The sequence below is a fragment of the Aeromonas sp. R4-3 genome (assembly GCF_040908275.1).
GTDB classification, from domain to species: Bacteria; Pseudomonadota; Gammaproteobacteria; order Enterobacterales; family Aeromonadaceae; genus Aeromonas; species Aeromonas rivipollensis.
Genome location: NZ_JBFODK010000011.1, coordinates 22,572 through 42,444 on the forward strand (window position 1 = coordinate 22,572; position 19,873 = coordinate 42,444).

Annotated in this window: 18 protein-coding genes and 2 tRNA genes; 13 read left to right on the forward strand and 7 right to left on the reverse strand. The window is 61.3% G+C overall.

The window, feature by feature from the left end:
* The first annotated feature begins 3 nt into the window (after positions 1–3).
* From AB5Y91_RS02415 to AB5Y91_RS02435, 5 genes are all read left to right on the forward strand, one after another.
* A tRNA-Phe gene (locus tag AB5Y91_RS02415) sits at positions 4–79 on the forward strand.
* Positions 80–87: 8 nt separating this feature from the next.
* Positions 88–163, forward strand: a tRNA-Asn gene (locus AB5Y91_RS02420).
* 272 nt (positions 164–435) lie between these two features.
* Positions 436–1,455 (forward strand): OmpA family protein, encoded by a 1,020-nt coding sequence (locus tag AB5Y91_RS02425; protein ID WP_368168990.1) that lies wholly within the window; start codon positions 436–438, stop codon positions 1,453–1,455.
* A 327-nt stretch (positions 1,456–1,782) separates the two neighbouring features.
* A complete protein-coding gene (locus tag AB5Y91_RS02430; protein WP_106885680.1) occupies positions 1,783–3,126 on the forward strand; it encodes a potassium channel family protein in 1,344 nt (447 codons plus the stop codon).
* A 238-nt stretch (positions 3,127–3,364) separates the two neighbouring features.
* Positions 3,365–3,964: a Yip1 family protein gene (locus AB5Y91_RS02435; protein WP_106885681.1), complete on the forward strand. Its 600-nt coding sequence runs from the start codon at positions 3,365–3,367 to the stop codon at positions 3,962–3,964.
* Between the two features lie 125 nt (positions 3,965–4,089).
* Here the strand turns inward: AB5Y91_RS02435 and AB5Y91_RS02440 are convergent, their stop codons facing one another.
* On the reverse strand, positions 4,090–4,422 hold the full coding sequence (locus AB5Y91_RS02440) for a hypothetical protein (RefSeq protein ID WP_106885682.1): 333 nt from the start codon (positions 4,420–4,422) through the stop codon (positions 4,090–4,092).
* A gap of 285 nt (positions 4,423–4,707) precedes the next feature.
* Positions 4,708–5,574: a DMT family transporter gene (locus AB5Y91_RS02445; RefSeq protein WP_163137561.1), complete on the reverse strand. Its 867-nt coding sequence runs from the start codon at positions 5,572–5,574 to the stop codon at positions 4,708–4,710.
* Positions 5,575–5,680: 106 nt separating this feature from the next.
* On the opposite strand from AB5Y91_RS02445, the gene AB5Y91_RS02450 reads away from it, so the two are divergent.
* Positions 5,681–6,139, forward strand: coding sequence for an Lrp/AsnC family transcriptional regulator (locus AB5Y91_RS02450; protein WP_106885684.1), 459 nt, complete (start codon positions 5,681–5,683; stop codon positions 6,137–6,139).
* 126 nt (positions 6,140–6,265) lie between these two features.
* On the opposite strand, the gene AB5Y91_RS02455 is transcribed toward AB5Y91_RS02450, so the two are convergent.
* The 4 genes from AB5Y91_RS02455 to treR all read right to left on the reverse strand — a co-directional run bounded on the left by AB5Y91_RS02455 (position 6,266) and on the right by treR (position 11,189).
* Positions 6,266–6,877: a sugar O-acetyltransferase gene (locus tag AB5Y91_RS02455; RefSeq protein WP_368168991.1), complete on the reverse strand. Its 612-nt coding sequence runs from the start codon at positions 6,875–6,877 to the stop codon at positions 6,266–6,268.
* Positions 6,877–8,541, reverse strand: a complete 1,665-nt coding sequence (gene treC / locus AB5Y91_RS02460) for an alpha,alpha-phosphotrehalase (protein WP_368168992.1) — start codon at positions 8,539–8,541, stop codon at positions 6,877–6,879. Before treC ends, AB5Y91_RS02455 begins: the two co-directional genes overlap by 1 nt.
* A gap of 82 nt (positions 8,542–8,623) precedes the next feature.
* Positions 8,624–10,054 (reverse strand): PTS trehalose transporter subunit IIBC, encoded by a 1,431-nt coding sequence (treB, locus tag AB5Y91_RS02465; protein ID WP_005323487.1) that lies wholly within the window; start codon positions 10,052–10,054, stop codon positions 8,624–8,626.
* 187 nt (positions 10,055–10,241) lie between these two features.
* Entirely contained in the window at positions 10,242–11,189 is a 948-nt protein-coding gene (gene treR, locus AB5Y91_RS02470) for a trehalose operon repressor TreR (protein ID WP_368168993.1), read from the reverse strand.
* A 135-nt stretch (positions 11,190–11,324) separates the two neighbouring features.
* On the opposite strand from treR, the gene AB5Y91_RS02475 reads away from it, so the two are divergent.
* Positions 11,325–12,275, forward strand: a complete 951-nt coding sequence (locus tag AB5Y91_RS02475) for an AEC family transporter (protein WP_106885688.1) — start codon at positions 11,325–11,327, stop codon at positions 12,273–12,275.
* Positions 12,276–12,407: 132 nt separating this feature from the next.
* On the opposite strand, the gene AB5Y91_RS02480 is transcribed toward AB5Y91_RS02475, so the two are convergent.
* A complete protein-coding gene (locus tag AB5Y91_RS02480; protein WP_234691082.1) occupies positions 12,408–13,760 on the reverse strand; it encodes a PTS sugar transporter subunit IIC in 1,353 nt (450 codons plus the stop codon).
* A gap of 203 nt (positions 13,761–13,963) precedes the next feature.
* Here AB5Y91_RS02480 and AB5Y91_RS02485 point away from each other — a divergent pair, with 203 nt between their 5' ends.
* The 6 genes from AB5Y91_RS02485 to AB5Y91_RS02510 all read left to right on the forward strand — a co-directional run bounded on the left by AB5Y91_RS02485 (position 13,964) and on the right by AB5Y91_RS02510 (position 19,762).
* Entirely contained in the window at positions 13,964–14,269 is a 306-nt protein-coding gene (locus AB5Y91_RS02485) for a PTS sugar transporter subunit IIB (RefSeq protein WP_041204936.1), read from the forward strand.
* 40 nt (positions 14,270–14,309) lie between these two features.
* On the forward strand, positions 14,310–15,635 hold the full coding sequence (locus tag AB5Y91_RS02490) for a PTS sugar transporter subunit IIC (protein WP_163137568.1): 1,326 nt from the start codon (positions 14,310–14,312) through the stop codon (positions 15,633–15,635).
* A 54-nt stretch (positions 15,636–15,689) separates the two neighbouring features.
* Positions 15,690–17,075, forward strand: a complete 1,386-nt coding sequence (locus AB5Y91_RS02495) for a glycoside hydrolase family 1 protein (protein ID WP_368168994.1) — start codon at positions 15,690–15,692, stop codon at positions 17,073–17,075.
* A 69-nt stretch (positions 17,076–17,144) separates the two neighbouring features.
* Positions 17,145–17,456, forward strand: coding sequence for a PTS N,N'-diacetylchitobiose transporter subunit IIA (gene chbA, locus AB5Y91_RS02500; protein ID WP_106885692.1), 312 nt, complete (start codon positions 17,145–17,147; stop codon positions 17,454–17,456).
* Between the two features lie 11 nt (positions 17,457–17,467).
* Complete coding sequence (locus AB5Y91_RS02505; protein WP_368168995.1) at positions 17,468–18,397, forward strand: ROK family protein; 930 nt, start codon at positions 17,468–17,470, stop codon at positions 18,395–18,397.
* A 225-nt stretch (positions 18,398–18,622) separates the two neighbouring features.
* A complete protein-coding gene (locus AB5Y91_RS02510; RefSeq protein WP_163154574.1) occupies positions 18,623–19,762 on the forward strand; it encodes a carbohydrate porin in 1,140 nt (379 codons plus the stop codon).
* The last annotated feature ends 111 nt before the right edge of the window (positions 19,763–19,873 follow it).

Genomic DNA, 19,873 nt, shown 5'->3' on the forward strand with positions numbered 1-19,873 from the left:
TTTGCCCAGATAGCTCAGTCGGTAGAGCAGGGGATTGAAAATCCCCGTGTCGGCGGTTCGATTCCGTCTCTGGGCACCACTTACAATTCCTCCTTAGTTCAGTCGGTAGAACGGCGGACTGTTAATCCGTATGTCACTGGTTCAAGTCCAGTAGGAGGAGCCATTTCAAAAAGACCCTTGTCGCAAGACAAGGGTCTTTTTTTATGTGCTCGATAATCCCATGGCTCCTCAGGCTCCCGTATTTCAGGGCATGGAAAACCCGCTATCGAGTGAAAACGTTTTTCTGCTGAAAGCCGAGAAGTGCATGAAAAATAGGCAGTAAAATGGGCGGTAAATAGCCTGCGCTTAAGGTCCTGTACATGATTTCACCTATAAAATGGAGACCACATATAACAAGGGCCTAACGCCCGCCATTTAGTATTGATGAGGCTATAAATGAACTTAAGACTGACCCCTGTCTGGATTGCACTGGCATTGGCAACCACAGCAGCTCACGCTACCGACGACATCTACTTTGGTGCCGGTGTCGGTGCCGCTCACTTCAACGGCCTGAACAAGGTCGAAGGTGTTGAGAGTGGTACCGAAGACGCGTTCACTGGTAACCTCTTCATGGGTTACAACTTCAACGAGACCTTCGGTGCCGAACTGGGTTACCAGTACGCTGGCCGTGGCAATACCAATAGCGGTATCAACAACAACGCCTACGAAAACCAGGGAGCCACCCTGTCCGGTATCGCCCGCCTGCCCCTTGGCGAAGATTTCTCCCTGTTCGGTGAAGCGGGGGCCTATTGGTCCCATACGCACGGCTTTGGCGTGACTGATTCCCGTGTTTCGCCGATGACCGGCGTCGGTCTGACCTACAAGCTGAACGATGCCCTGGATCTGCAGGCGCGCTACCGCTACATGTGGGATGTGGCCGATCTGACCACCTACACCGGTGAGCAGTACAAGTCCAACCAGAGCGTAGCGACGCTGGAAGCAGTATATCACCCGTTCCGCACCTCCTACGTTGAGCCTGTTGCTGCTCCTGTAGTGGCAGAAGCGGCCCCTGTGGTTGTCGAGAAGAACTTTTCCCTGAACTCCGACGTGCTGTTTACCTTTGGCAAGGCAGATCTGAAGCCGGAAGGTGTGGAAGCCCTGAGCGGTCTGTACCAGCAGATCGTTGAATTCCAGCCGAAGGATGGCAGCGCCATCGTCGTTGGTTACACCGACCGTATCGGCTCCGATGCCCAGAACCAGCAGCTCTCCGAAGCCCGTGCCCGTACCGTGGCCGACTTCCTGGTGAGCCAGGGGCTGGCCACCAGCAAGATCGCCATCGAGGGCCGCGGTGAAGCCGACCCTGTCACCGGCACCCAGTGTGACGGCGTCAAGGGCAAGAACGAGCTGATCTCCTGCCTGGCACCGGATCGCCGTGTCGAAGTCCGCGTCTCCGGCGTGCAGGAAGTACAGCAATAAGCTGACGTCAGTTCAGCTGATGTGAAGAGGGGATGCCATGGCATCCCCTTTTGCTTGTCTGGGCCTCCCGCTTCCCGGACGGGCGAGGCCGCCTGGCACGGCGATCCTGGCGCCTGATTCCTCTTCAGTCCCGCGACAACTTGTCGCTCCCCGCCCCTTATACCTTCCCTGTCAGTGAGTTACAGCCATCCTCTCGGCTAGTATGATGGCGTGACCGGCCTGTGATCCCCCGTTTTCTACGAACTGGTATCTCTCTTTGGGCGTGCAGGCTCCTGATCCTCTCCCTCGGCACTCCTGGGAGGGACAAATCCATGATCGAGGTAATCTATGAATGCGACCGAGCTGTGGCAGCTTTCTCCCGAACAATTCAACGAGTGGCGACGGGAGAATGACTATCCATTGATCTGGGAGTTGCTGGTGGCCTCGCTGCCCCATTTCGACGACTGGATGACAGAGCAGAAAATAGAGAAAAGCGTCATCTTCCAGATCGGCATAGCCCGCTTCATCAGCTCGCGATCCGTGCTCAGCCTCTGCGTCTACATGAGCGACGACAAGATAAGGCTCTATGAGACCGCCTCGAGCGCGCTGGAGTCCCTGCGCAAGAGCGGCCTCATCCGTTCAGAGACGCGCTTCGAGCCCTATGCCATGTGGCTGGCCGCCAGGCATGGCAAAGCCGAGGTGAAGCGGGTGCAGAGCCTGCTCTCCGTCTCCGAGAACAACAAGGGGGAGGCCCAGGTGCTGGGCAAGCATCGCCTGCTCAACATCGGCGGCGTCGAACTCAAGAGCCCCATCATCTCAGGCCGTCTGCTGGACTTCACCTGCCTCGACGAGCTCTCGCTGGATGGTGCCGTCAACAACTCCAAGGTCTATCTGTGGCACTGCTCGGCCAAGGGGGTGAGGGTCAATGGCGGGGTGATCGGCCTCGATCTGTTCGACTCCCTGCTGTGGGATCACAGAGCCTGGGCCAAGAAGCGGGAGCTGGCGCTGGAGGACGGGGTGTTTCAGGACTTCACCATAGAGTGCGAGGAGATCCGCTTTCACTCCTCCCGGGCCGTGCTGAAAAACTTCAACGTCAGTGCCAAGAACTTCGATGCCACCATGGAGCACACCAATCTGGACAAGGTGCAGGTGGTCTACAACGAGAATGGCCGGATCGATCACAACGAGGCCAGCAAGCTGTACCGCAATGCCAAACGCATCTTCTCCAGCGTGGGGGACACCGTCGATGCCGGTGAATGCTATTACAAGGAGAAGCTGCACGAGATGAAATCCCTGGCAAGCCCGAGGGAGCTGTTTAGGGAGCGCTGGCTACGCAGCGGCCTGATGACGAAGGGGTGGCTCTCCCTGTTGTGCTACCTCAAGTGCGCCAGCAAGTTTGTCAGCTTCATCACCTGGGGATTTGGCGAGCGGCCGATAAGAAGCCTGTTGATGTCGATGGGGGTCATATTGCTGGCGACCCTGACCTACTTCCTGGCGCCGGAGTCCGTGACCCATGGCCACCTGGGGCGTTCCCTCTACTTCAGCATAGTGACCTTCGTGACCCTGGGTTACGGCGATATCTCCCAGACCTCCTCTCCCCTCCAGTTGTTGTCGGCCATAGAGGCGTTCTGCGGCATGTTTCTGACCGGCCTCTTCCTCGCCGGCTTTGCTTCAAAGACCAAGCAGTATTGACGATAGCGCTGGCGGCGGTGCACCACTTGCCCCGCCGCCAGGGACTGGCCAACCGCCAGAACCCGCCAGCACGGCGGGGATGGCGTTCTTCCTTGACGCACCGGCAGTGGAGCGACTTTATTTAGAGTCATGGGTCGCGCTTGCGATGGATGGCGCACCGAATGTTGCACGAGAAAAAAACAAGGGAGCGAGAGCGGTATCGACCAGTCCACAATCGAAGCAGAGAAGGAATAACGCAATGATATTGAATCACTTATGGGGATTGTATGCACATCCTCACACCGAATGGCATACCATAGACGAGAGGCATGACAGTTTCCGAAACAGTCTGACTCATATCCTGATCGTGGCCCTTATCCCGCCCATCTGTGCCTATTATTCCGCCGTGCACATAGGTTGGAGCATTGGCGTCGGTGAGCCCATCACCCTGACCGCGAACAGCGCCCTCATGCTGTCGATCGCCATGTACGTGACGCTCATCATCGGTGTCCTCGCGCTCTCCTATCTGGTGCACTGGATGGGCCATACCTTCGGTTCGGATCCCAGCTACACGACGTCGCTAGAGCTCGCGGCCTACACCTCCACGCCGCTGTTCATGGTCGGTTTCTCCGCCTTCTTCCCGCACCTCTGGTTCATGATGATCATCGGTCTCATCGGGCTCAGCTACTCGGTGTACCTGCTCTATGTCGGGGTGCCTATTCTGATGCACATCCCCAAGGAGCAGGGGTTCATCTATGCCAGCTCTGTGGTAACCGTCGGTCTGGTGTTGCTGGTCTGCGTGCTGGCAGCCACGGCCATTCTGTGGGGATCCGGCTTTGGTCCCGTATTTACCCATTAGCCGCTGACGAGCCGGCAGAAACGACAAGGGCGCCTCTATGGCGCCTTTGTCATGGGGCTCACTCACGCTTTCTGGCCGGGTTGTGGCAACCGGACGGAGTGAAAGCGTTGATCGCGAGGCCGGGATCAGCGCGGGTTGCCGCTGCCGATGCCAAAGGGGATGCGGTAGTCGCTGCTCTGGTCCCCCAGGCTCACTGTCAGGTTGCCTTGGGCGCGGCTCGGGATCTGCACCTGCTGAGTGCCCATCAGGTTGGCGTGGACTGAGGCCACCAGATCACCAGACTCGTCGCGTACCTCCAGCATGGGGTTGGCCTTGCCAGCCATGGTCGCGCTGGCGTGCCAGTTCACGAACAATACGCCAGGGGTGGCATTGAAATCGGCAGGAACCGAAGCCTGGGCAACACCGGCAGTCATCAGGCCTGCGACGGCCAGCATCTTGATTAGGTTTTTCATGTTCATTCACTCTCTTGATTTTTATGTCATTGGCAAGGCCGGAGAGGCCCGCATCAATGCATCCTTGCAAGAGGTTATTCAAATACTATGTAGTTCTTTTACTGACATCAGACACCCTGTTTTGGGTATCCCAGTCTGGAACAACTTGTTATTTGGCCGCTTGGCGATCCTGCCTAAGCGATGAATGCATGGTAAACAGGTCATCGCTTGGTTGTTAGCGAGATAAACTGGTCTAGATGTTCAAAAAAAATGAACAAGATTATGGGGGGGCCGCCGTCTCAGTTGAGGGGATCACGCCGGGTCGGCGCGCCGTCGTCCCCCATGCCAGGTGGTGCCCATCGAAGCGGTTATGATGGCGGCTATTCCCAGCCACTGGGACGGGGGCAGTTGCTCTCCCAGCAACAGCAACCCCATCAGGGCGCCCATGGCGGGTTCGCCGCTGGTCAGTATGCCGTAGCTCTTGAGCGGCAACCGGCGCAGGGCAAACATCTCGAGGGAGTAGGGGATGGCACTCGAGAGCAGCCCCACCCCCGCTATGGTCAGCACCAGGGGGAGGGTGAAGCTGGCCTCGCTCGCTCCGCCGAGGCCAAAGGGCAGTACCAGCAGGGTTCCCACCCACATGCCAAGGGCCGGGGCCTGGGCCCCCAGCAAGGCACCGGCCCGCTTGCCGGTCAGCATATAGAGCCCCCAGAACACGCCGGCGCCGAGGGCCAATGCGGCCCCCAGGGGATCTATGGCCTGCTCGGCGGCCCGCAGCGGCAGCAGCAACAGCAGACCGACGATGGCCAGCGCCAGCCAGATGAAGTCTTCCCGGTGGCGGGAGCTGAGCAGCGCCACCGTCAGGGGGCCTATGAACTCGATGGCCAGCGCCACGCCGAGGGGGATGCGCTCTATGGCCAGATAGAAGAGCAGGTTCATGGCTCCCAGCGAGAGCCCATAAGGGATGGCCCCCAGCAGGGTGCGTCTGTCGAGTGGCGCTCTCCAGACTCTAAACACCAGGGAGAGGAGGAGGGCGGCACACCCCAGCCGGAACAGGGTGGTGCCGGCTGCCCCGATCAAGGGAAACAGCGACTTGGCCAGGGAGGCGCCCAGGGTGATCGACAGCATGGCGAGCATGACCGCCAGCAGGGAGGAGAGGGCTGTGGTGGTCGGTGGCATCTTGTTCAAACCTGAGCAGGGAAGGGGAAGTAAAATATATCTGGCGATAGCCGTAATTTCGGTCTAAAACTGGCCCCACTCGATAATTTTTATCTCTTTATCCCCCATGACCGACAAGTTCGATCTGCTCATCCTCGCCGAGCTGCAGCAGGATGCCCGTCTGCCCATTCCCGAGCTGGCCCACAGGGTCGGCCTCTCGGCGCCCGCCTGTTATCGCCGTGTCCGGGCGCTGCGGGAGGCGGGACTTGTCGAGCGGGAGGTGGCGCTGGTGGCACCGGCGACCATGGGCTGGCCTATCACCATGCTGGTGCTCGTCACCCTAGAGCGGGATCATGGCCGTATCGTCGATGAGATGATCGCCTGCCTGAAGGGGGAGCCTGAGGTCATGGACCTCTGGTATGTCACGGGTGAGCAGGACTTCGTGCTGCAGGTGGCCGCGCGGGACATGCAGAGCTACGAGCAGTTCACCCGGCGGGTGCTGCATGCCAGGGAGCAGGTGCGCAGCTTCAAGACCCTGGTGGTCATGGGGCAGCACAAGCGCTGCGGTGCCTTGCTGCCAGCCTGACGCGGAGAATTCGCTGCGGGGTCGTGCCTGCAAGCCATTGGTTTGCTGTCGTGAACAAGAGGGGTTTGCAGGTCTTGGCCACAGGGCCGAGTACAAGCAGGGGCAGCATTAGCTGCCCCGGTCGTGTCAGATCTCCGCCAGCTCCTGCGCCGTCATGGGGCGCAACACCCGACAAGGGTTGCCTACCGCGACCACCCCCGCCGGAATATCCCTGGTGACCACGGATCCCGCCCCTATGACGCTGTTGTCCCCTATGGTGACACCCGGGCAGATGACGGTGCTGCCCCCTATCCAGACGTTGTTGCCGATGCGCACCGGCTTGCCGAACTCGACCCCCGCCACCCGAGGCGCCACCGCCACCGGGTGGGCGGCGGTGTAGATCTGCACCCCGGGTGCCAGCAGCACGTTGTCACCTATGTGTACTTCGCACACGTCGAGGATGGTGCAGTTGACGTTGGCGTAGAAGTTCTCGCCCACGAAGATGTTGGCGCCATAGTCGCAGAAGAAGGGCGGGTTGATGGCGCACAGATCGCCTCGGCCGCCGAGCAGTTCATGGAGCAGGGCATCCCGCTCCGGCTTCTCCTGCCAGCTGGTGTTGAAGCTGTGATAGAGGCTGCGGCAGCGCTCGCGGGCCGCCTTCAGCTCGGGGTGGCCCGCATCATAGGGCTCCCCCGCCACCATCTTCTGCCATTCGGGGCAGCGCTTGGCTGCCTGCGGCGCTGTGATTGTCTCAGTCATCATTGTTCCATCAGCCAGATCAGGGATTCATAAGGGCGCAGCTCGCAGGATTGCGGCCGGGCCGGGCTATCGGGGTAGTTGCCCAGCAGCAGGTGACCCTTGCCGCTGGCAAGCTCGTCCGGCAGTGCAAAGGTGGCCGGCTCGCCGTAGAAGTTGCTTACCACCAGCAGGGTCTGGCCGTTGGCGCGGCGGGCATAGGCCCAGATCCGGGCATGTCCCGCCAGCAGCTCCTGATAATCCCCCTGCGTGAAGATGGGATGATCCTTGCGCAGCCGGATCAAATCCCGGTAGTGCCAGAACACCGAGTTCTGGTCGGCCAGCGCCGCCTCGGCGTTGATCTCGGGGTAGTTGGCGGCGGGCTTGAGCCAGGGTGTGCCATTCGTGAAGCCGGCGTTGGGGGCGGCGCTCCACTGCATGGGGGTGCGGGAGTTGTCCCGGGACTTGGCGCCGAGAATGGCGAGGATCTCGGCCTCCTCCATCCCTTCGGCTTGCTTGATGGCGAAGATGTTGCGGCTCTCCACATCCTGATAGTCATAGATGCGCTGATAACCCGGGTTGGTCATGCCGATCTCCTCCCCCTGATAGATGTAGGGGGTACCCTGCAAGCCGTGCAGGGTGCTGGCCAGCATCTTGGCGGCCACCACCCGCTGTTCGCCCTCGTCGCCGAAGCGGGAGACGATGCGCGGCTGATCGTGGTTGCACCAGAACAGCGCCGACCACCCCTTGCCGTGCATGCCGCTCTGCCAGTGGTTGAAGATGCGTTTGAGTTCGAGGAAATCGAACGGCGCCTTGGTCCACTTGTCGCCATTGGGGTAATCCACCTTGAGGTGGTGGAAGTTGAACACCATGGAGAGTTCCGACCCGTCCAGTGCGCCATAGCGCTGGCAATGTTCCAGGCTGGTGGAGGACATCTCCCCCACCGTCATGGCCCCCACGGGAGCGAAGACGTCGCGGCTGATGTCCTGCAGGAATTCATGGATGCGCGGCCCGTCTGTGTAGAAGCGGCGGCCATCCCCCACCTCGTCGTTCGGGAACGCTTGATCCTTGGAGATAAGGTTGATGACGTCGAGGCGGAAACCGTCGACCCCCTTCTTCGCCCAGAAGTGGATGATCTTTTTCACCTCGGCGCGAACCGCCGGGTTTTCCCAGTTGAGATCCGCCTGCTCGCGGGCGAACAGGTGCAGATAGTACTGGCCGGTGGCCGGGTCCAGCTCCCAGGCGCTGCCGCCAAATTTGGACTGCCAGTTGTTGGGCACGCCGCCTTCCACCGGATCTTTCCAGATGTAGTAGTCACGGTAGGGGCTGTTCTTGTCCCCCAGCGCCGACTTGAACCAGGCGTGCTCGGTGGAGGTGTGGTTGACCACTATGTCCATCACTATGCGGATGTCGCGCCCGTGGGCGGCCGCCAGCAGGGCCTCGAAGTCGGCCATGGTGCCGTAGGCCGGGTCTATGGCCAGGTAGTCGGCGATGTCGTAGCCGTTGTCCACCTGGGGGGAGACGTAGACCGGGGTCAGCCAGAGGGCATCGACGCCTAGGGTCTTGAGGTAGTCGAGGCGGGCCATGATCCCCTTGAGATCGCCGGTGCCGCGGGCGCCGGAATCCTGAAAGCTCTTGGGGTAGATCTGGTAAATCACGGCGCTTTGCCACCAGGGTGTCTGTGTCATGGTTGGATCGCTCATTGGTTGAAACTGGGTTGAACAGGCCAATAAAAAGGGCGGAGCCTGGGCTCCGCCGATGTCTTGGGGATCAGGCGGTGGCCAGATCCAGCTTGCCGGCCGCCTGCTGGCGTTTGTAGACCAGCAGGGTCAGCACCACGGGCACCACTATGGCCACCAGCATGGCGACGGCGTAGATGGCCCAGTACTGGGGCTGGATGGAGAGGATGCCCGGCAGGCCGCCCACCCCGATGCCGTTGGCCATCACGCCGCTGAAGCCGCAGATGAGGGCCGCGAGACTGGAGCCCACCATGGCGCACAGCATGGGGAACTTGTACTTGAGGTTGATGCCGTACATGGCCGGCTCGGTCACCCCCAGGTAGGCGGAGATGGCGGCCGGGACCGAGATCTCCCGTTCGTTCTCCTTGCGGCTGATAAGGATGATACCGACGACCGCCGAGGCCTGGGCGATATTGGAGAGCGCGATCAGCGGCCAGATGGGGGTGCCTCCCATGCTCTGCATCAGCTGCAGATCTACCGCGTTGGTGGTGTGGTGGATGCCGGTGATGACCAGGGGCGCATAGAGGAAGCCGAACAGGGCGGCGCCTATGGGGGCAAAGGACCCCGTCATGGCGGCCTTGGCGGCAAAGCCGACCCCCTCACCAATCCAGCGACCGAAGGGGCCGATGAAGGCGTGGGCCACTATCACCGCCAGCAGCAGGGAGATGAAGGGCACTATCACCAGATAGAGGTAGGCCGGAATGATGCGCTTGAGACTGGTTTCCACCCAGGCGAGGAAGACACCCGCCAGCAGGGCCGGAATGACCTGGGCCTGATAGCCGACCTTCTGGATGACGAAGAGGCCGAAGTCCCACACTTCCGGGGTTTGCTGCCCTATGCCGTAGGCGTTCATCAGTTGCGGCGAAACGAGCGTGATACCCAGCACTATGCCGAGGATCTCGGATCCCCCCATCTTCTTCACCGCAGACCAGCAGACGCCCACCGGCAGGAAGTGGAAGATGGCCTCACCCAGCAACCAGAGGAAGGCGTGCACCTGGGCCCAGAACTGGCTGATCTCCACCAGGGTATGGGTCCCGTCGTCGAACATCTTGATGTCGCCGATGACGTTGCGAAAGCCCAGGATCAGGCCGCCGGTGATGATGGCGGGCAGCAGGGGTACGAAGATCTCCGCCAGGTGGGAGATGCCGCGCTCCAGCGGATTCATGTTGTGGCGGGCCGCCTGCTTGGCGGCATCCTTGCTGGCGCCGCTCACCCCGATCTCCTCGGTGAGCGCCTTGTACCACTGATCCACCTCGTTGCCGATCACCACCTGGAACTGACCGCCCTGGGTGAAGCTGCCCTTCACCGCCGGTATGGTCTCGATGGCCTTGGGATCGGCCTTGGCCGGATCGGCCAGCACGAACCTGAGCCGGGTCAGGCAGTGGCTGACTGTGGTGATGTTGTCCTTGCCGCCGATCCGTTCGATCAGCTGTGCCAGATGCTGTGTGTTGACTTTTGACATGAGCCTTCCCTCTGTGACTCGATGAATAATGGTCGTTTCTTTGCCGGCTGGCCAATGACCGTCCGCTTATTGGTATCGTTCCCAATCAGCATGAAGCCAGTGCCCGACATCAGCAATGGGAACGTTCCCAATTCGTGGCGATGGTCACAAAAAGTGCAAAACGCCGATAATGAGAGGAAAAGATAGACTACAGGGGCTGACAGGGGGCTATGGTAGCTCTGGGGGCCTGGCCCTCTTCAATCTGGTCGAGCAGCTGTCTGGCGGCCAGAATGCCGGCATCCTTGTAGCCGAAATCCAGGTTGAGGGCGTTGGCAAACAGGAAGGTGAGCATGGGGTTGCTGCCGAGGCCACTCACCAGGATGTCGGTGCGCCCCTGCTCCTGCAGGTATTTGGCGGCGCCTATGGCCAGGGTGTCGCTGGCACAGACCAGCGCCTGGGTGCTGGGGGTGACCAGCTCGGCCGCCAGCCGGTAGCCGCTGTGCAGGCTGAGATCCCCAAGGGCGCTGCGGGGCGTGCGACCCAGCGCCTCGCAGTAGTCGAGATAAGCCTGGTGACGGCGCAGCCCAGTGGTGAGATCGCTGCGCTCGACCCCCAGATAGGCCACCTGGTCTATGCCCCGCCCCCTGAGGTGCTCGAGCACGGCTCGCACCGCCCCCTCGTCATCGTAACAAACGGAGGAGAACCCGGGGTGCTCGCGCACCATCAGCACCAGCTTCTCCTTGAGTGGCGCCATGGCGGCGTAGTCCAGATCGTTGAAGGCAAACAGAATGATGCCGTCCACCCCGCGCCGCTCCAGCACGGCCAGGTGCTCGCTCACCTTGGCGGGGGAGAACTTGCTCTCCATCAGCACGGCGTCGTAGCCGCGGGCATAGAGGGTCTCCAGCATGCCGCGCACCGCCTGGTTCTCCGAGCTGGAGTCGAGGCGTGACACCACTATGCCGATCACCTGCTGGCTCTGGCTGCGCATGGCCCGGGCCGACTTGCTTGGCACGAAGTCGTGCTGGGCGATCACCGCCTCGACCCTGGCTCTGGTCTGGGCGTTGACCTTGGGATCCTGATTGAGCACCCGGGAGACGGTCGACTTGCCGACCCCGCTGAGGCGGGCGATATCGAGGATGGTCAGTTTCTTTTCCATGGGGGATCCGTGACAGGGGAGGGCGACAACCGGGATGCAGACATTGTTGTGATTAAGTCCTGTGAATACAAGCCCATGGCGTTAGAATGCCAATTTGCCCAGGCGACTCCCCCGCCATTGCACAGGACGCGCATCATGGATCTGTTGGCAAGTCTGCACTTCTCCCTCTCCATCACTGGCCCCATCTGCCTGGTACTGGTGCTCGGGATCTGGCTCAAGCGGCTCGGTCTCTTGCCCGACAGTTTCGTCGAGTCCGCCTCCCGGCTGGTGTTTCAGGTCACCTTGCCGGCCTTGCTGTTCCTCAGCATGGTGCGCACCGACTTTTCCACCATGCCGAGCCCCTGGCTCATCCTCTATGGCCTGTTAGGCACTTTGGCCGGTTTCCTGGTGCTCGAGCTGCTGGCTGCCCGCTTCATCCCCGAGCGGCGTCTGCGCGGCATCTTCGTGCAGGGCAGCTTTCGCGGCAACATGGGGATCATGGGGCTGGCCTATGTGCAGAACGCCTACGGCCCCGAGGGCATAGGCGCCGCCGCCCTGCTGGTGGGCTCCATCACAGTGCTCTACAACATCCTCGCGGTGATCACCCTGACCCGCAGCCTGGGGGGCGGAAAAGGGATCAAGCCCATCCTCAAGGGGATCGTCAGAAACCCCCTCATCATCGCCATACTGGCGGCCCTGCCGTTCGGCCTGCTCGGCATAGAGCTGCCCCAGCTGGTCATTACCACGGGCAACTACTTTGCCAGCATGACGCTGCCGCTGGCGCTGCTCTGTACCGGTGCCAGCCTCAACCTCAAGGCCCTGCGCGGCGGCGCCATGCTGACCGGCTGGGCCACCGCCAACCGCCTGTTCTGTATTCCCGTGCTGCTGGTGCTGGGGGCCTGGGCGCTCGGTTTCAGTCCCCAGGCCCTCGGCATCCTCTTCCTCATCAGCTCCACCCCCACCGCGGCCGCCAGCTATGTGATGACCCGCGCCATGGGGGGCGACAGCGCCCTGGCGGCGAACATCATAGCTACCACCACGCTGGGTTCGCTGGTGACCACCAGCCTGGGGGCGGCCCTGATGAACTATCTGGGGTTGATGGGGTAAGGCACTGTCGCCATGTGACGGCCCCGGCCATGGGGCGCTCCCTGGCGGCGAACATCATGGCCGCTATCCCCCTGGGTTCGCTCGTCACCACTGACCTGGGGGTTGGACAGCATATCGTTCGAGCCCAGGCTCTCAGCTGCGTTCACGCTCCTGCTCCAGCACCATTTTTTCATGGGCCAGGAAGAAGGGGCGGTAGAGCACATAGCTGTTGAGGATGCAGACCAGGCTCATCAGGCCATTGCTCCAACTGCCGTTGGCCGCCCAGGCGGCACCGAGAGGAGAGGGCATGGACCAGGGCAGCAGGGCGATGAACTTGTCGAGAAACCCCCACTGGGTCAGCTGCCAGGCGAGCACGGCGTTGATCAGGGGGACGCCGATGAAGGGCAGGAAGAACAGCGGATTCATGATGATGGGGAAACCGAACAGCAGCGGCTCATTGATGTTGAACATCGAGGGTATGAAACCCAGCTTGCCCACCGACTGAATCGAGTGAGAGCGACTGCGCATGGCCATAAACACCAGTGGCAAGGTAGTCCCAATCCCCCCGATCAGCAGGTAGTAGTCCCAGAACCCTTGCAGGAAAATATGGGGCAGGGGCTCTCCCGCCATCAGCGCGGCCTGGTTGGCGCTCACCCCGGCCATCCAGAAGGGTGACAGCAATCCGGTCACTATCAGGGCGCCGTGGATCCCCATGAACCAGAGCAGATGGGCGATCAGCAGGGTGATCAGCAGGGCGGGCAGGGTGTCGGCCCCCACAATCAGAGGCCGGAACAGGGCGGCCATGAAGTCCGGCAGACTGATCCCGAACTGCTGCTTCAACCAGAGCCGCAACAGGCTCAGCGACAGCATGATGAACAGCAGCGGCACTATCAGCTGAAAGCCCCGCCTCGTCATCACCGGCACCTCGTCCGGCATCTGGATGTACCAGCCCCGACGATAGAAGAGCCGGGTCACCTCCACCGAATAGAACGCCATCAGCAGGGCCGTGAAGATCCCGGCTCCCCCCAGATAGCCAAACACCCCGGGTTGCAGCGAGCGAAAGTCGATCAGCATCAGGAAGGCCATGCAGCCCCCCAGGCCGCACAGGCGCTCCGGCATTTCGTATGCCTTGGCGAGGCTGGACGCCGCACCGAAGGCGATGATCAGCGCCACCAACCCTAGGGTGTGGGAGTAGACGGGAAACAGGAAAGGATGCAGCGCCCGCGCCAGCCAGTGCAGCCACTGTCCGAAGGCGTGCGGCGTGTCGGGGGCTATGGGAGGATAGAGGATGGGGACCAGCAGGCTGCCGACGATGACGAAGGGCATGGCCAGCTGAAAACCATCGCGCAACGAGAGCACATGGCGACTGCGGGTCAGCCAGTTGGCAAACGGTACCATGCGCTGCTCTATCATGCCGACCAGCATTGCCATCCATTGCAGATTCATCACGTTATTCGGTTCCTTGTCATCCTGATACCCCTTGTCATCACGGGGCTTGGACGCCATTTTGACGGCTTTGTGGTTTTGTTTCCGTAATATCCGCGACCATTTTGCCATTTCATTACCTCGCTCACACTTCCCGACCCCTTGAACCGGAAAAAGCCGATCCTTCTCACACATCAATGGATTTACTTTGGAAACCGGTTTCCAAAGTAAATCCATTCGATCCAGAATGCGCCATCCGTTATGAACGTCTGGAGAATCGGGAAATGAAAAAAATCATGTTGTGCTGCTCTTCCGGCATGTCCACCAGCCTGCTGGTCAAGAAGATGAAAGAGGAGGCGGACAAGCGGGGACTGGACGCCGAGATACAGGCCTTCGGTGCGGCAGAGTTCGATCTGCAGATGCCCCACTACCAGGTGGTGCTGCTGGGGCCCCAGGTCAAATACATGCAGGCCGAACTGCAGCAGCGAGCGGCGGCTCATGGCGTGCCTGTCGACACCATCAACATGATGGATTACGGCATGCAACGGGGTGACAAGGTCCTCGACCACGCCCTCACCCTGATCGGCTGATGCGCAGACCCCAACCAGTGAATGTCACAAGGAAACCTTCATGAACACCCTTTACGAGCGCTTTGTCAGTACCATAGAGAACCGGGTCAGCCCGCTGGCCGGCCGGATCGGCCAGCAGAAATACGTGCAGGCGATCCGTGACGGCTTCATCGCCGCCTTGCCCTTCATGATCGTCGGCAGCTTCATGCTGGTGTTCATCTTTCCCCCCTTCTCACCCCAGACCCAATGGGGATTTGCCCGTGCCTGGCTCGACTTCTCGTCGACCTATCAGTCCCAGTTGCTGCTCCCGTTCCAGTTGAGCATGGGGCTGATGACCCTGTTCATCTCGGTGGGAATAGGCGCCAGCCTGGCGCGGCAGAACGGTCTTGACCCCGTCACCACAGGCCTGCTCTGCCTGATGTCCTTCATGCTGGTGGCCGCCCCCGTCAAGGATGGTGCCATCTCCATGCAGTATTTCTCCGGTCAGGGGATCTTCACGGCCCTGATCACCGCCATCTATGCGGCCGAGGTCTATGCCTTCCTCAAGCGCAACAACATCACCATCAAGTTGCCGCCCCAGGTCCCGACGGGGGTCGCCCGCTCCTTCGAGGTGCTGGTCCCGGTGCTGGTGATCATCCTGACCCTGCACCCGCTCAACCTGATCCTGGAGAGCACCACCGGCATGATTTTGCCGGAGGCCATCATGTCTCTGGTCAAGCCGCTGGTGGCGGCCTCCGATTCCCTGCCTGCCATGCTGCTGGCGGTGCTGGTGTGCCAGGTGCTCTGGTTCGCGGGGATCCACGGTGCCCTGATTGTCACCGGCATCATGAACCCGTTCTGGATGGCCAATCTGGCCAACAACCAGGCCGCCATGGCGGCCGGTGAGGCGCTGCCCCACATCTTCCTGCAGGGCTTCTGGGATCACTACCTGTTGATCGGTGGCGTCGGCTCCACCCTGCCGCTGGCCTTCTTGCTGCTGCGCAGCAAGGCCGCCCACCTGAGATCCATCGGCAAGATGGGCGTGGTGCCTGGCCTGTTCAACATCAACGAACCCATCCTGTTCGGTGCGCCCATAGTGATGAACCCGGTGTTCTTCCTGCCTTTCATCCTGGTGCCCATGATCAACGCCACTCTGGCCTGGTTTGCCCTGGATATAGGTCTGGTGGAGCGGGTTGTCTCTCTCACTCCCTGGACCACCCCTGGCCCCATCGGCGCCTCCTGGGCTGCCAACTGGGCCATCAGCCCCATGGTGCTGAGCCTGCTCTGCATGTGCTCCGCCGCTGCCATGTATTACCCCTTCCTGAAAGCCTATGAGCGCACCCTGCTCAAACAGGAAGAGCAGGAAGAGAGTCCGAAAACGCCGGAGCTGGCCGCCGCCACCCGTTGATTGCCTGCCGGGGCCGCCTGGCGGCCTCTTTTTTCAAGCTTGGAGTAACACGAGATGCAATACCGTTTTCCTGAACAGTTCTGGTGGGGCAGCGCTTCCTCCGCCGCCCAGGCCGAAGGCGCCAGCCTCCAGGGCGGCAAGGCACCAACCATCTGGGATCACTGGTTCGAGCAGTCCCCCAACCGTTTCCATCAGCAGATAGGGCCGGCGCAGACCTCCGGTTTTTATGAGCATTTTCGCGATGACATCCGTCTGCTGAAGCAGCTTGGTCACAACAGCTTCCGCACCTCCATCGCCTGGTCCAGGCTGATCCCGGCTGGCCGGGGAGAGCCCAACCCACAGGCCGTCGCCTTCTACGACGCCATGCTCGACGAGCTCAAGGCCGAGGGGATAGAGCCCTTCATCTGCCTGTTCCACTTCGACATGCCCATGAGCATGCAGGCGCTGGGGGGCTGGGAAAGCCGGGAAGTGATTGAGGCTTACGCCGAGTTTGCCGAGACCTGTTTCAGGTTGTTCGGCCACAAGGTCAGACACTGGTTCACCTTCAACGAGCCGATCGTGCCGGTGGAGGGGGGTTACCTCTACGACTTCCACTATCCGAACGTGGTGGACTTTCGCCGCGCCGCCACCGTGGCCTATCACACCATGCTGGCCCACGCCATGGCGGTGCAGCGCTACCGGGAGCTCGGTCAGGATGGTCAGATCGGCATCATCCTGAATCTGACCCCTTCCTATCCGCGCTCGCAACACCCGGCGGATCTGAAGGCGGCCAAGATTGCGGATCTGATGTTCAACCGCAGCTTCCTGGATCCGGCGGTCAAGGGGGAATACCCCGCCGAACTGGTCGAGCTGCTGCGGGAATACGATCAGCTGCCGGCCTGCGAGCCGGGCGATGCCGCCCTGCTGGCGGCCGGCAAGATCGACCTGCTGGGGGTCAACTACTACCAGCCGCGCCGGGTCAAGGCGCGCAGTCACGCGGTCAATCCTGCCAGCCCCTTCATGCCGGAGTGGTTCTTCGACTACTACGAGATGCCGGGGCGCAAGATGAACCCGCACCGGGGCTGGGAGATCTACGAGCAGGGGATCTACGACATCCTGGTCAACCTGCGCGACCACTACAGCAACATCCCGAGCTATATCTCCGAGAACGGCATGGGGGTTGAGGGGGAGGCCAGGTTCAAGGGAGAGGACGGCCAGATCCAGGATGACTACCGCATCGGCTTCATCCGGGATCACCTCATCTGGCTGCACAAGGGGCTGTCGGAGGGCTGTCAATGCCGGGGCTATCACCTCTGGACCTTCATCGACAACTGGTCGTGGAGCAATGCCTACAAGAACCGTTACGGCTTCATCGAGCTGGAGCTGGAGAGCCAGACCCGGCGCATCAAGAAGAGCGGCCAGTGGTTTGCCACCACCGCCCGTGAGAATGGCTTCGACTGATTATTCCGTCACTTGACCCCTATAAAGAGCGCCAGCCCCAGGGCCGGCGCCTATCACCAAGGAGTGTGTATGTTCGATCTGGAAGAGACCGTCATGGGTCTTATCATCAATGCCGGCATGAGCCGCAGCCTCTGTTTCGAGGCGCTGCGCCAGGCCAGGGCCGGCCAGTTTGCGGAGGCCGATGACCTGCTGCGCCAGGCTGCCGAGGCAGCCAATGCGGCCCACGGGGTGCAGACCAGGCTGATCGAGGCGGATGAAGGGGAGGGCAAGATCCCGGTCACGTTGATCCTGGTCCACGCGCAGGATCACCTGATGACCGCCATGTTGGCCCGGGAGCTGGTCACCGAGCTCATCGAGCTGCATCGCAAGCTGGCTGCCTGAGGAAGACGATCATGTTGCGACTCGGACTCGACATCGGGGGAACCAAGATCGAGGCTCAACTGCTCGATGGCCAGGGCGTCAGCCTGCTGCGCAGACGGATCGCGACCCCGACCACGGGGTACGGCGATTTCCTGGCGGCCATCACAGATCTGGTGAGGGAGATACGGCAGGCGATGGACAGCGCCTTCACCATCGGCGTCGGGCTGCCCGGGGCAATCGACCCGCAGACGGGTCGCATCAAGAATGCCAACTGTCTGTTTCTCAACGGACAAGACCTCAAGCAAGACCTGACCCAGGCCCTGGGCCAACCGGTCTGGCTCGCCAATGACGCCGACTGTTTCGCCCTCTCGGAGGCCGTCGACGGGGCGGGAGAGACGGGCAGGGTGGTGTTTGGCATCATCCTCGGCACTGGCTGTGGTGGCGGCTTGGTGGTCAATCGCCAGCTCATCGTCGGTCCCAACGCCATCACCGGGGAGTGGGGACACAACCCCTTGCCCGGCTATGATCCGGCGCTTGATGGTCCAACCCAGCCCTGTTACTGCGGGCGCAGCAACTGCATCGAACGGTTCGTCTCCGGGACTGGGTTTGCCGGTCGTTTCGTGGAGCGCCATGGCCGCGGGTTGTCGCCGCTTGGGATCATCACGGCCGCCGCCGAGGGAGATGTGGAGGCCGAGGTCCACTATGACCACTTCATCCAGGCCCTGGCCCGCAGCGTCGCCAGCCTGATCAATGTGCTGGACCCGGATGTCATCGTACTGGGGGGTGGCCTCTCCAACATCGCCTCCCTCTATCGTGATCTGCCCACGGCAGTGATTCCTTACCTGTTCTCGGCGCAGTGCCTCACCCCCATAGTGCCTGCCCGCTACGGGGACAGCAGCGGGGTACGCGGCGCCGCCTGGCTGCCGAGCTGCGTCGAAGGAGCCACCACATGGGCCATCTGAGCCGTGGCCGAGGAGAGAGCGCCGACTCGCCTACCCCGGCGGGCTATGCCTGCCGGGGGCTGAGACACGGCCTCGGGCCCTAGTCCCCACCCGATTTGATCCATGCCCTTTGCCCCACATTGCGTCGCGATGGGGGAAAGGCATGCCCGAATTTGTCCTCCCTTCGGGGAGGCAGATAAATAAGTGCTTTTATATCAAAAACATAAAACTCAAGGAATGATAATAATGAAACTGACAAACCTGTCCGCCCAGCTCCTTGCCATCCTGGCCCTGAGCACCCCTTTCATGGCCAGCGCCGTGGTGGAGACCAACACTGACTTCGGGCGCCTGAGCCTGGGGGGGGATGCGGAGATCAACCTGAACGCGTCCAATACCACCCGTGGCAACGTGCTGGGTCAAACCAGCGAGACCCGCACCGATCGCTGGGACGAGGATGGTCGCCTGCTGCTGAACTTCCTCGGGGTACGGGAGCTGGAAGATGGTCGCTATGGCCAGATCCAGATCCAGCCCACCATAGGCACCAATGGTGGTGCCGGTGCCGACGATGCGTATCTTGGGTTCGGCCAGCGCAGCAACTGGGGGATGAAGGTCGGTCGTTTCGAGGCCTACGACATGTTCCCGCTGGGTCAGGACATCTTTGTCGAGCATTCCGGGGACAGCGCCAACGACCTCTACTCCGATGGCAATGGCTATGTTTACATGCTCAAGGAGGGTCGTGGCCGGGCAGGCAAGGGGGGTCAGCTGCTGCTCAACAAGGAGGCGGGCAACTGGTATCTGGAGCTCTCCACCCTGATCGGAGATCGCACCAATCTGTTTGCAGGCCAGCAATACCATGGCTATGCGCTGACCAAGGCCAAAGACTCCATCATTGTTCGTCCCGTCATCGCCTGGAAGGGGGAGAACCTCAAGGTCGCCCTGGGGGCCGAGGGCAACGTGATCAGCGACGCCATCGTCACCAGCGACGACGTCTCGGTGTCCGATCGCATGGGTTATGGCCTCACCACCAGCTGGACCCAGGATGCCCTGGTCATCAATGCCAACCTGGCCCGCATGGATGCTGAGGCTGAAACCGATACCACCCTGGGCGCCAACCTGCTCTGGCACAATGCCGGTTTAGGGTATGTCTACGCCATCAACGACATCAGCAGCGCCAATCTGAACAACACCAGCGCCGACTTCAGCAAGATGATCGGCAAGCACACTATCAACACCGTCTACGCCTCCTACAAGATCCCGAGCGTGCTGGATCTGAGCAACTTCGATATCTATCTGGGAGCCTACTGGTCCCAGCTGAATGTCGACAGCGGCGAGGTGGACAACATGGATCGCTACGGTGGCCGGGTGCGTTTCAAATATTTCTTCTGATGGAAGCCATATTGGCAGAGGGGGGCAAGGGCCCCCCTTTTCCATTGGTCAGGCTGCCGGCCCTTACCGGAGGTCGCCGGCCTGTGCTAGGATGGAGGCCTGTTAACCGGT